Consider the following 12,759-nt stretch of genomic DNA (forward strand, 5'->3'; position numbering starts at 1 on the left):
GCCACTGACTCTCCAGTATCAGTTCTCTCTGAAACTGTCGTCTCAGTGTTAATGGTGGTGCTGATTCTCTGTCTTTAACCCACTCGACCGCTTTCGGGTAATCGCTGTTTCACGCCACGATGGCAGCAGATTTTCTAAACATACTATACAAACGGTGGTTATCTGAATTTGTATAGATAAGAGATTGACAGGCTGAGTTCACGGTCTCTAAACTAAACCTTATTAATCATTTGTATATTAATGTACTGATGATTGATGTTGTCGTTCGGCGCTGCGGCATTATGCCCCCGCGACTTCCTTTCATGAGATCTTTCGATCCGAAGCCGGGGCCTGGTGAATTCAATCAGGTCTCAGTTGTTCGACCGTCCTTTCATTTTCTTTATCTAAAAAAAGGAGCAAAGACATGAGACGTCATCAATGGCAAAGACGAGGTTTTACCCTGATTGAGTTGCTGGTGGTGATTGCCATCATCGCGATCCTGATTGCCCTGCTGCTACCGGCAGTCCAGCAGGCGCGCGAGGCGGCACGCAGAAGCACCTGTAAAAATAATCTCAAGCAGATGGGCCTGGCACTCCATAATTATCATGAAGCCTTTGGTTGTTTTCCTCCGGGACAGATTCGCGGCTGGAATGGTACTGTCGAACTGGGAAGCGGTGCTTCCTGGGGGGCCTTGATTCTACCCTACATGGATCAGGCACCGCTGTATAACAAACTCAATTTTAACATCGGAATCTATGAGGGAACCAACAAAACCGCGATCAATGCTGTTTCCGGTTTAAGTATTGTGCTGTGTCCCAGTGATACTGACCGGGCTCCGACACGCAGCATCCATTCTTCGAGTACGCCCAACTATATGAGCTCAATCCCGAGCACCAGTTATTTCGGCAGCATCGGCGGTTTCCAGAATGGAGACAGTACAGATCCCCGGCTTTCCGGTGGCTTTTTCACCTATGATCGGGCACGCCCCACCAAGATTGCCTCCATCAGCGATGGGACCTCGAACACGATTGCCGTCGGTGAAAAGTCTTACCAGGTCTGGACCGGTGGCTCATGGCTGGGCGTGCAACATAATACCTATCAGACTTCGAGTCCGGGGAATGATACCGCCTGCTGCCAGGACTGGTACCTGGGAGCGGGGATCTATCCGATGACCAATCAGCTCACTCCCGGTCTGGGCAGCACGAACTGGCGGTATGGCAGTGTGCATACGGGCGGCGCACATTTCCTGATGGCTGATGGAGCTGTACGTTTCATTTCCGAAAACATTCAGCACATCGTTTCTACCCGCAGCGCTTCTACCTGTGCCACGAATAACTGTGGTTGTGAATGGAGCAATGACGCCAACGCTTGCGCGCCAGGTGCACCAGGGGGCTGGAATGACAAAGCTTATCTCGGTAATCACTTTGGCATCTATCAGCGGCTGCATCACAGAAATGATGGATTGACCCTCGGCGATTTTTAATCAGGAACTGACTAAAACGAGGAGTACCTGTTTCGAAAGGAGAAACCATGCATCTGAAAAAAATCAAACGCAGCTGGAATCTGATTCCCCTGAGTCTGTTCTGTCTCTGTCTGTCGCTTTCAGCGTGTGCTGACAAAACGACTGCAGAATACACCCAGCCTGATCCCGGACTGAATGCTGAAGAGTCCAGCGCCCAGATGGATCAGGGGGGCAAATAGCAGTCTTCGATCTGCGGAGCGTTCCCGTTTTGCAGCAGATTCTGGAATGGACTCCCACAGTTAGCATGACGAATTGTCGGGGAGAGTGAGATGGTCATTTCACTCTCCCCGCTGCTTTACCATCACAGACTCTCTGACCTCCATGCTGGTGAAATCATTCGCCATACACCCTCTCTCGATCTGTCGTCATTGTTCTGTCAGCGCAGACAAACTTTTCCGTCTGCAGCGGTCAGGTGTTTTGTCATAATCGATCGCGCAGTGGTAAGCGTTATTTAGTATTCCATTCTAATTACCAAGATAATGCGCTAATCGGGATTGACTCCCTTTCCATTCAGGGTAACCTGAAAGTAATTCGAATCTCAGATGACTGGTGAATAGTTGATTCGAAGACCATCCATAACCCACCTTCGGGGCGCTCCTGAACTGTCGTTTCCACATAACACAGGACCGATGCCCTGACTACTAGTTCCTCCGCTACACATTGCATTCTCTATTCCTGCGCTGAAAGAAAATGCCTGCACGGAACGACCCAGAAACGAGTCACCCTATGCTGCATGACGCTCCAGGCAAAAGCTTGATCATTGTCTGGCTGCGACTTCATACCATTTCTTGATAGATCCGAGACTGGAGACCGACATGAAACAACGCACAACCTTGCGCGGTTTTACTCTGATTGAACTTCTGGTGGTGATTGCCATCATCGCGATTCTGATTGCCTTGTTACTCCCCGCTGTTCAACAGGCCCGTGAAGCCGCCCGTCGCTCTACCTGTAAAAATAACCTGAAGCAGATCGGACTGGCTCTGCATAACTATCACGACACGCACCAGCTCTTCCCGTATGCAACCGCGAACCCCGGTAACTGTATCCCAGCAGACCCGAATGCCACGATCACCAATCATACCGGCTGGCTCTACCTGCTCCCTTTCATGGATCAGGCGAACCTCTACAACCAGTTCAATTTCAGTGCGGCGACCGGGCAGCATAACAAAACCTCGAATACCCTGGCCGGCGGTAGCTCGATCACTACCGGGAATGCCCAGCTGGGAACGAACATCATTCCGATTCTGCTTTGTCCCTCAGATGATGGCGGCTCGACCTATTCGGGGGCTGATACGAATTATGGCACCGGCGTAGCCAACTCGGCCCGCACCAGTTACGGGTTCAGTGTGACCACTGGTGAGTACTGGGGGGGGAACTGTACCTACTGGGTGAATGAAAGCAAAACCAACCGCACCATGTTTGGTGCGAATTCCAAGTGCAAAATCCGCGATATCAAAGATGGAACCAGCAACACCGTCGCGGTTGCTGAGACGACCCTGGATGTCGATGACGGCGAGTGTCAGATCTGGGCTGCCTCTTCACATGTGGGGATGGGGGTCATGCTGAAAGCCAGCCGGGGCATCAATGAATTTCGCTGCTGCACCTGGCGAACTCCTCCTAATGCTCAGTTTCAACCAGGACGCCTGGGAGAATGGGGAGAGCCGGGCAGTACCCATACCGGTGGAATGCACGTTCTGCTGGCGGATGGCGCAGTCCGGTTTATCAGCGAAAATATCGATACCAACACGCGTCTCAATCTGGCCAATATCTCTGATGGGAATCCCCTGGGAGAATTTTAAGAGTCATTTAAGCTGATTTCGACGGGTCGGTTGATTCAAATCCGGCCCGTCGTGATGCATAGGCCAATTTGCATGTGTTTACATTTCTGACGCGGGTTACACAAATCTGGTTGACAGGGAATTCTCCCGAACTCAATAATTATTAAAGCTAAATATTAAAAGGTGTTTCCCTTGCGGGTAATTAATTGAGATTTTTAAATCTCCTTTATTTTTGATCGCTACATCAACACCTGATGAGTGTTTATTTAATTGTCTTATTCAATTCGACTCCGAATTGTAGTCATCTCTTTTAGTCGTTTTTTTTCGTTCCTTTCTCTTATTTAACTGGAGACACCCAATGCGACAGAAATTATTCAAGCGGGGCTTCACCTTGATCGAACTGCTGGTGGTGATTGCCATCATTGCGATCCTGATTGCTCTGCTCTTGCCGGCGGTACAACAGGCGCGTGAAGCAGCCCGCAGATCAACGTGCAAAAACAACCTGAAGCAGATCGGTCTGGCACTGCACAACTACCATGACACCCATCGCGTATTCCCCTATGCCACTGCCAATCCTGGTACCTGCACAACCGCAGGTGGAGCCACTATCACGAACCATACCGGCTGGCTTTATCTGCTGCCTTTCATGGACCAGGCAAACCTGTATAACCAGTACAATTTCAGTGCTGCCACAGGATCACGAAACGATGTCAGCGGGACGCTGGCAGGTGGAGGCGCGATTGCCAGCGGGAATGCGGTTCTTGGTACGAATGTCATTCCGATCCTGATCTGCCCTTCTGATGATGGCGGGGCTCAGTATGCTCCTGCCAGTACAGCCTACGGAACCGGAGTTGCCAATTCCGCGCGCACCAGCTATGGCTTCAGTGTGACGAACGCCCACGACACGGGGGCCTGTAATCTCTGGACTTTGGAAGGTAAAACCTCACGCGCCATGTTCGGGATCAGCTCAAACTGTCAGGTTCGTGATGTCAAAGATGGTACCAGTAACACAGTCGCTGTCGTAGAGACCACACTGGATGTCGATGATGGTGAATGCCAGTCCTGGGCGGCTGCGTCGCATGTAGGTCTGGGGACCAATTTCAAGTCAAGCCGGGGTATCAATGAATTCCGTTGCTGCACTTGGAGAACTCCGCCTATGCAACAGTTTCAGCCTGGCCGTCTTGGTGAATGGGGCGATCCCGGCAGTACCCATGTGGGCGGGTTGCATGTGTTGATGGGTGACGGTGCTGTTCGATTTGTCAGTGAAAACATCGATACGACGACTCGTAATAATCTGGCGAATATCTCTGACGGAAACGTTCTCGGAGAATTCTAATTTTAATTTCCAGAGTCAGACCTGGTTGTTCTCCTTCTTCCCTCAACCGGATGAAGGAGGACCGTCTTTTTCTCCTCTTCAGGGCGAAAATTAGATGAGCAGGATCTGAAGCGATGTGACTGAGAATAACCAACGACGAATTCCCATCCGACAAGATTGAAAGAAAGATGTATGTTGAAATTGAATAGACAGATGGCCGTTCTGCTGATGACGGTCGGCTTACTGAGTGGTTGTGGTGGTCACACTTCAGAGGTTCCCGATGATCTTGTCCCCGTTACGGGGACCGTAAAACTGGATGGCGAGCCGAAGGCGAATATTACCGTTATCTTCAACCCGGGAAAGAAGACCTCCGGAACGGGTGGGTATGGTGTGACTGATCAAGATGGTAAGTACACGCTGACTCACCGCAGCAATAAGCCTGGAGTAGAACCGGGAGAGTATGTTGTCACTTTCTCTATGATGGGCCTGCCAGACGGAAGTCCCATTCCTGAAGGGAAAGATGCGGCCGATGTGGGGGCAGTGCAGTTACTGCCCGAGAAGTACACGAATCCCAACCGTGAGATGAATCTGACCATCGCTACGGTGGCAGCGCCCTCTGCAACTCTGGATTACGAAATTAAATCAAAATAAAGTTCGCAATCAAAAATGCTTCAATTTTGAACGGTCTGGAGCAAGTTTACAGCAACAATGAATTTCAGGGAGGTTGGTTCCAACCTCCCATTTTTTATGGCTTTAGAGAATAATTCCTATTCACCAGCAAGCGTTGTCGACTGGGGTACTGGTTGTTCTATATGCGAGCAGGCAAGGCTGGTTGACTTTGAGTCCAGAGGGATGCGTTTCACACTTCTGTCAACGAAATGTCGAAAAAGTTAACGAACCTCAGAAAAATGATTGACATATTGAAAGCCCCAATAACATAATAAGAATTATTAATCATCTCTTCATATCTAGTTTCAGAGATGAAATTCCCTTCTGACTTTAAAATCGTCTAATCATAAATTCGTTTTGTGTTGTTTCAGTATTCACTAAGTTCTTAGTGTCGGCACATACAATTTCATGCTGTGTGATTGTTGATTCGTCGTTCTTTTCAGCTTCTATTTCATGTCCAGAATCAGTTAGACAATTGCGCATTTTAAAATCTGTTTGAGCCCGCACTTAAGCGTATTTATACCTCATTTCTTTTTCTTTTTTCCGGAGGTGGAAAATGCTGCAGCTCAAAAAAAGGCGTGCGTTCACACTGATCGAATTGCTGGTCGTCATCGCGATTATCGCAATTCTGATCGCTCTCTTATTGCCTGCCGTTCAGCAGGCCCGTGAAGCAGCCCGTCGCTCGACTTGTAAAAACAATCTGAAACAGATTGGACTGGCCCTGCACAACTATCACGATGCACACAAGGTATTTCCTTATTCTGTGTCGCATCCGCATAGTATTACGTCAGGATCCGCCAGTACTGCGTTTGGCCTGAATCATCGTGGATGGTTGATGCTGTTGCCTTACATTGATCAGGCAAACCTCTACAACCAGTTTAACTTCAGCCTGGCAGCCAGTACCGGGGCTCCGTCTGCGAAGCCTGTACCTGGCAATATTCTGCCTGGGGCAGCCGGCAATGCGAACGATCAGGTGATCTCGAAGATCATTCCTGCATTCATGTGTCCTTCCGATGACAATGATACGCACTATCGTACGACAAGCAGCGCTCATTACTCAATCGCACCTGGTAGTTCCACTCAGACTGCGGCTTACACGAACTACGATTTCAGCACAACTCGTACATCCAGTTCCGCCAGCAACTGGCTGCTGGAAGGTCGGACGACCCGTCGGATGTTCGGTATCAATGCCTGTGCTCAGATTCGTGATGTCAAAGACGGAATGAGTAACACAGTCGCTGTCGCCGAAACAATCAGATGGACCTTCAACGGGGTATCGCAGACGTGGGGCCACGCGAAATGGGTGGGCCATGGTGTCGACCTGACTTACGGTAACGGTATCAATTACTGGAAATGCTGTTCCTGGTACTCACCACCAAATGTCAGTGGAACCGTGGGCCGATTGGGTGACTGGTCTTCCGTGGGCAGTTTACACACCGGTGGGGCCCATGTCTTAATGGGCGATGGTGCAGTTCGCTTTGTTAGTGAGAACTTGGATGCCACCACTCGTAATCGGCTTGCCTACATTGCCGATGGAAACCCGATTGGTGAATTCTAAACCAGGCGGTGCAACTATCTGTTAACCTGATTATGAAGAGGGCCACGGGAGGACGTTCCTTCGCCCGTGGTCTATTTTCTACTCATCTATCTTCAGATCCCTCTCAATCTACATTTGATCTACCGACAGGACTGGATATTAATCTGATGCTGAAATATCGACTACTTTTGAGCTGTTTGCTTCTCTGCCTGACAGGATGTGGTGGTGGAGGTGGCGACGAATCGACCCTTGATGTTTACCCTGTGAACGGGACTGTGACTGTAGACGGAAAGCCATTGCCTTCTGTGACAGTCTTTTTCATGCCTGCGGAAGGAACCTCAGGATTAGGTGCAGGCGGGGTGACCGATGAAACAGGGGCTTTTACTCTGAAGTATAAAGATGACCGGGACGGTGTTCCTGAAGGGACTTATCGAGTCCTGTTTTCCCGCCTGGTCAAACCGGACGGCAGTTCCATCGGAAACGATGAGATCGCGATTGATGTGGGCGCCGTAAATCAAATCGCAGATATCTATAACGATCCCGAGAAAACACCAGTTTCTGCCACGGTTGGCAAGACGAATGAACCTTATAAATTTGAAGTCAAAAGCAAAGGGAAATGATCTTTAAAAGATTACCTTGCTTTATCTAATAGATAAGGTTCGACAGCACTGGTCCCCCTTGTAAACAGGGCAGTCCCGTTGGGGATTGTCCTGTTTTCATTTCTATCTATCAACCGAAAGTAAAAGTGAGTTCATTGGCTTTTCCGGAGTTCGATAGGTGATCGTTAGAGGCACATGTCAACTTCATGTAGACCATATTGAAATGGGTGAAGCTGGTTTCAGAAGGCGAGTTCAGGGGAAATAGATTGTTAGCGCACAGTGACCGGAACTGCAGCTTGCAATTCGAGTTTTGAAAGCATGTTGTCAGTGACAATGACTAATCGATCGACAGATCAAAGTCGATGACATTTTCCCCGTCAGTGACCTCTGCCTGAAGCTCCGTCTTGGTATTGTACCTGGCGGGGATCACTTCTTTGCCGGTTTTTTTCGGCTTGGGTCGGGCGCGTCTCATGGTGACATCAGCTTCAGATTCGGCTGGAGGAGTCGAAATGTCGATGGTGTCGGCTGAATCCATGCTGGCGAAATCCGTGTCAGCATTGACTCCGGCCATTTCTCCCAGTGGTTGTCCCGTGGTGATCCTGACGGAATGTTTGCCCACGATAGCGCCGGGCGAATTTCCCAGATAAGTCAGGTCGTAATTTCCATTGCTGTCCGTTCTGCCTGTCGAAGGATTACCCTCTGCCGGCTTGAAAACCACGATGGCATCAGCCAGGGGCTCTCCATTCATTGTGACCAGCCCGGTCACTTTGCCTAGTTCTACATCAGATCCACCAGAGCATCCCAGGCAGCAGGTCAAGATAAGCAACAGGCAGGGTTTTAGTGACATCCTTAGAATGCAGGTCATGTTGTCTTCCCTCGCAAATTCGCTGAAAGTCTTATTCTTGTGTTGTGTTAGGGCGTAACGATGAAAAAAAGAAGTCCCGGTTTTACCTGAGGGTAAAACCGGGCGCTGGTTCGTCTTTCATTAAATAGTCAGTGAAACGCTTAGAATTCCCCAATCACATTTTTGTCGTTGATGCCTGCCAGATAGACGAGCAGATTTCCGTCAATGTTTTCACTGATAAATCTGACACCGCCATCTCCCAGCAGGAAGTGACAACCACCTTCATGAGAACTGCTTAATGACCAGGCATAACGCAGTCCGTCGTTGTTGTTGATCCCGTTGATCAGATAAATTGTAGATGGGTCTGGTGTTGCAGAGGCACCCTGCCAGGTACGCACCAGGGCAGTATGCCAGGGCCAGTTGCCATAATTGCCTGCACTGGCATTCGTAGTGACAACAGAAGTCCCCATCCAGACCCCTCCTGATCCCCGGTCTTCCGTGGTGCGTTCGCCAACCATAATGACGTTACTGGGACCATCCGTAAAATCACGCAGGCGTCGGGCTGTATGATTATTGAATGCGCCGTTATAGCATCGTCCTGTGCCGCTGGTGGGGTTGATGTCGCAGGGAGAGTAAATTCCCGGATAGTTGCTCTTGCCGTAGGAACCAATGTTGGTATTGATACCGTTATCCATCGGGTCAGAAGGGCAGTTGAGGGGGGGGATCGATGTTTTGACCAACGTGGGTTGCAGTAATGTGCCTGAGGAATCACGCCAGGCGGCATCGAAGTTAATCTTGTTGTACAAGGGGGTCTGGTCCATGAATGGAAGCAACATGACGGTCCAGGCCAGATAGCTTTCCGTGGGGATGTCATCCGCTGCAGTACGACGACTTTCAACGTGCATCTGTGGGAAGATACGGTGTGTATCGTGGTAGTTATGCAGCGCGAGGCCAATCTGCTTGAGATTGTTTTTACAGGTCGAGCGACGGGCAGCTTCACGGGCCTGTTGAACTGCAGGGAGCAGTAGTGCGATCAGGATCGCAATAATCGCGATCACGACCAGCAATTCAATCAGGGTAAAGCCTCGTTTCTTTTGTGTGAGTCGTTTCATCTTCACCTCCGGAGATTAAGTGGATTAAGAGAAATATAGGACTTCTCTTACTCTTATCCGGAGCTCATCCAGCCTCAGAGTGAAGCGAAAATCAGCGTACACAACACGAAATACGAAAGAAAGGAGATCGAACTATGCGAACGCAATTTTCAGACAGGAATTCAGAGCGACTTGAGAGTTCAGACAAGAGTAAAGAATATATATTACGCCACATTAACTGCCAGAATTGACAGGAAAAGTCTCACTTTTTAAGGGGCGATTGCCCTGATGAATGGAATATAGGTCCGTTCATTAAAGAACAGATTAAAAATTTGTCAACAATTTTTTGAAAAATCAAAAACGCTCAATCCAAATCGCGACGGCTATCTTATGTGATTACATGCGTTTATAAATCGTCGATTTTTTTTGAGGTTTTCTCCTCATCGTTAAGCATGCACCAGATTACATTTCGTATGACAGACTTCTCATCAACATTCAAGGCAAACCACAGTGCGCAATCCGTTGAGAACACAAATGTCTCTACAGAATTGATCACGAGCGATCGGTCATTTGTCTGGAAAACTACAAATTCAAAAGCACTCCGCTTGAACAGGCAATCTGCATCGAGTCCAATCAAAGGTAGTAAAACAGAGGCCGGTAAAAAATTAACAACATTGAATAATGTCTGGCCTGAAAAATAAACAAGGATTAGAAAGCAGGGATAACAATGAGTAGTCGCACAGTGATCTGGAAGTTTGTAATGGCAGGTCTGTTACCGATCTCATTTCTGGGTGCTGCTGAGCAATCAGCCGATTCACTGGTGAAGCAAGGCAAAGCCACACGTGCGCTGCAGCTGCCTCCTGCAAAAGATAACCCCCGCAACAGTGAAGGGGACTTCATTACCCTCAAAGATGGTCGCATCCTGTTTGTCTACACCCATTTTACCGATGGCGCCGCCGATCACTCTTCTGCTTACCTGGCCGGACGTTACTCCTCTGATGGTGGTAAAACCTGGACCGCAGAGGATGAAACGATCATGCCGAACGACGCGCAACAGAACATCATGTCTGTTTCACTGCTGCGTCTGCACGATGGTTCGATCGCGCTGTTCTACCTGCGGAAGAACTCCATTCATGATCTCCGACCGGTGATGCGGATCAGCCGTGATGAAGGAGCTACCTGGAGTGAAGCGACCGAAATCATTCCTGCATCAGAAGTCGGTTACTATGTCATGAATAATGATCGGGTGATTCAGTTACAGGATGGTCGACTGGTACTGCCTTTAGCGTTGCATCAGAATCTGCCTGGTTCGAACCGCTTCAATCCCAATGCCCGTTTTCTCTGTTACTATTCTGATGACCTGGGAAAGAGCTGGCACCGCGGCCAGGCAGCTGAAGTCGAGACGCAACCCGGCAAGAAGCAACCTTACATGCAGGAACCGGGAATCGTTCAGCTTAAAGACGGAACGGTTATGGGGTTCTGCCGCACGAATGGTGGCAGCCAGTATGTGGCCACATCGAAAGATGGGGGAAAAACATTTTCCACACTCAAGCCCTCGCAGATCATCTCCCCTGTCTCACCCGCGTCGATCGAGCGTATTCCCTCCACTGGCGATCTGCTGCTGGTCTGGAATAATCACAAGGACATTCGTCCGGAGCTCCGCGGTAAGCGTACTCCCCTGACGATCGCCATCTCAAAGGATGAGGGGCAGACCTGGGAACTCGTCCAGAATGTAGAAGACAATCCCAACGGGTGGTACTGTTACACTGCGATAGAATTTACAAAGGATGGCGTGCTGCTCGGACATTGTGCCGGAGACCGAACTAAGAACAACGGTCTGGCAGAATCTCAGATTACTTTGATTCCCCTCTCGGCGATTTACGGAAAAGACTAACGGTGCTAAGCAGGGTCAGTTGTCTGAAAGTGACAGGCAGCTGGCCGATAGCGCAAGCGCACTCAGGCGATTCCTGATTTAGGTCGAATTTCTCTTGAACTTACAGGCTGCTTACGGGAGACTAATTGATTAAGAGTGTTTATTAATTCCCTGTATCGTTTCGGAGTTCATCATGCCTGCATCGTCCGTATCCCGCCGTCAGTTTCTCGGAGCCGCACTCGCTACTGGATTGGGATCAGCTGCGACTGGAAAGCTGGCCGCAGGTCAGAAGCCAGCGGTAAACGATCCGCGGGCCACCGATGGCGATCAACGGTTTGAACCGAACTGGGACGAGCGACTGTCGATCTCCGTGGGAACCGACAAAGGGGACATCGTAGGCAGCAGTGACAAAGCGTTGCAGGCCGCCATCGACTATATCGCCGGCAAAGGGGGCGGTACGGTTCAGATCCTGCCCGGCACGTTCACATTGCGTAATGCCCTGCATCTGCCCTCTCATATCCGTCTGCTGGGAAGTGGCCCCGAGACGATCATCACCAAAGGCCCATCGGAAACGGTGGCGATTTCTGAAGACTCGGACTGGTACGATCAGGAGATCACACTGGAGAAGTCGGCCGGTTTCCAGGTAGGCGATGGTGTCGTGCTGGTCACAAAGAATCCGAGTACCGGCGGACAGGATGTCATAAAACGCACACTCGTGGCGCGCTCGGGAAATCGTTTCAAGTTGAATGATGGTCTGCGGAAAAATGTCTGGCTTTCCGGAAAGCCGACGGTTGCTTCACTGTTCCCGCTGCTGGCCAGCGAATATACCCGCGATGTTGTGATCGAAAATCTGACGCTGGACGGCAATCGGAAAAACAATACCAACCTCAACGGCAACTACGGGGGTTGCATCTTTCTGCAGGATTGCAATCGCTACTCAATTCGGAATGTCACCGCGCGCAACTACAACGGGGACGGCATCAGCTTCCAGATCTGTCACGATGTGAAAGTCGAAAACTGCCACAGTCATGATCACGAGGGACTGGGCGTGCATCCCGGCTCCGGTTCACAACGCCCCCTGATTCAGAATAACCGCTTCGAGAACAATCATATTGGACTGTTCTGGTGCTGGGGTGTGAAATACGGACTGGCCGAAAAGAATCAGCTGACGGGAAATGATATCGGCATCTCTATCGGTCACAACGATACCGACAATGTGATGCGTGAGAATATTGTCGCCGACAGCAAGCAGGTGGGGATTCTGTTCCGCAACGACGCCCGCGGCAAGAATTTCTGGGCGAACCGGAATACCGTGGTCAAAAATCAGATCCTCAACAGCGGTGCCGCGAATGGTGTGGCCATTGATATTACGGGCCGCACTTCGGATCTGGTCATCAAAGAAAACCTGATCAGCGAGCAACGCCAGCCGATGCAGCGGACCGGGATCCGCATTGGTCCGGAGGCAGGCAAGATAGAGCTGGCAGACAACAAGATTGAGGGCTTCATGAAGTCGATTGACGATCAACGTCAGGCGACCTGAGCACTCTGATCC

General features: G+C 50.0%; 11 protein-coding genes. 9 read left to right on the forward strand and 2 right to left on the reverse strand.

Translation table 11 applies throughout. The features are described from left to right. Window positions 1–403 precede the first annotated feature (403 nt). The 7 genes from HG66A1_RS01220 (at window position 404) to HG66A1_RS01245 (ending at window position 7,420) form a co-directional block, all read left to right on the forward strand. On the forward strand, window positions 404–1,462 hold the full coding sequence (locus tag HG66A1_RS01220; RefSeq protein ID WP_145193641.1) for a DUF1559 domain-containing protein: 1,059 nt from the start codon (window positions 404–406) through the stop codon (window positions 1,460–1,462). A 47-nt stretch (window positions 1,463–1,509) separates the two neighbouring features. After that, window positions 1,510–1,680 (forward strand): hypothetical protein, encoded by a 171-nt coding sequence (locus HG66A1_RS31810; RefSeq protein ID WP_155364457.1) that lies wholly within the window; start codon window positions 1,510–1,512, stop codon window positions 1,678–1,680. A gap of 636 nt (window positions 1,681–2,316) precedes the next feature. After that, window positions 2,317–3,300 (forward strand): DUF1559 domain-containing protein, encoded by a 984-nt coding sequence (locus tag HG66A1_RS01225; RefSeq protein ID WP_145180083.1) that lies wholly within the window; start codon window positions 2,317–2,319, stop codon window positions 3,298–3,300. A gap of 337 nt (window positions 3,301–3,637) precedes the next feature. Beyond that, window positions 3,638–4,615, forward strand: coding sequence for a DUF1559 domain-containing protein (locus HG66A1_RS01230; protein WP_145180085.1), 978 nt, complete (start codon window positions 3,638–3,640; stop codon window positions 4,613–4,615). Window positions 4,616–4,786: 171 nt separating this feature from the next. Next, a complete protein-coding gene (locus HG66A1_RS01235; protein WP_145180087.1) occupies window positions 4,787–5,245 on the forward strand; it encodes a carboxypeptidase-like regulatory domain-containing protein in 459 nt (152 codons plus the stop codon). A 574-nt stretch (window positions 5,246–5,819) separates the two neighbouring features. Next, window positions 5,820–6,821, forward strand: coding sequence for a DUF1559 domain-containing protein (locus HG66A1_RS01240; RefSeq protein ID WP_145180089.1), 1,002 nt, complete (start codon window positions 5,820–5,822; stop codon window positions 6,819–6,821). 146 nt (window positions 6,822–6,967) lie between these two features. Beyond that, window positions 6,968–7,420 (forward strand): carboxypeptidase-like regulatory domain-containing protein, encoded by a 453-nt coding sequence (locus tag HG66A1_RS01245; protein ID WP_145180091.1) that lies wholly within the window; start codon window positions 6,968–6,970, stop codon window positions 7,418–7,420. A 316-nt stretch (window positions 7,421–7,736) separates the two neighbouring features. On the opposite strand, the gene HG66A1_RS01250 is transcribed toward HG66A1_RS01245, so the two are convergent. Together HG66A1_RS01250 and HG66A1_RS01255 are read right to left on the reverse strand one after the other, a co-directional pair. Next, window positions 7,737–8,246 (reverse strand): carboxypeptidase regulatory-like domain-containing protein, encoded by a 510-nt coding sequence (locus tag HG66A1_RS01250; RefSeq protein WP_232106732.1) that lies wholly within the window; start codon window positions 8,244–8,246, stop codon window positions 7,737–7,739. A gap of 158 nt (window positions 8,247–8,404) precedes the next feature. Then, the gene (locus HG66A1_RS01255; protein ID WP_145180095.1) at window positions 8,405–9,355 is read right to left on the reverse strand and encodes a DUF1559 domain-containing protein; all 951 of its coding nucleotides are present in this window, start codon (window positions 9,353–9,355) and stop codon (window positions 8,405–8,407) included. Between the two features lie 706 nt (window positions 9,356–10,061). Between HG66A1_RS01255 and HG66A1_RS01260 the strand changes: the two genes are divergently transcribed. After that, window positions 10,062–11,228, forward strand: a complete 1,167-nt coding sequence (locus tag HG66A1_RS01260; protein WP_145180096.1) for a sialidase family protein — start codon at window positions 10,062–10,064, stop codon at window positions 11,226–11,228. Between the two features lie 172 nt (window positions 11,229–11,400). Next, a complete protein-coding gene (locus tag HG66A1_RS01265; RefSeq protein ID WP_145180098.1) occupies window positions 11,401–12,747 on the forward strand; it encodes a right-handed parallel beta-helix repeat-containing protein in 1,347 nt (448 codons plus the stop codon). Window positions 12,748–12,759 lie beyond the last annotated feature (12 nt).

The organism is Gimesia chilikensis (assembly GCF_007744075.1).
In the GTDB taxonomy this organism is placed as follows: domain Bacteria; phylum Planctomycetota; class Planctomycetia; order Planctomycetales; family Planctomycetaceae; genus Gimesia; species Gimesia chilikensis_A.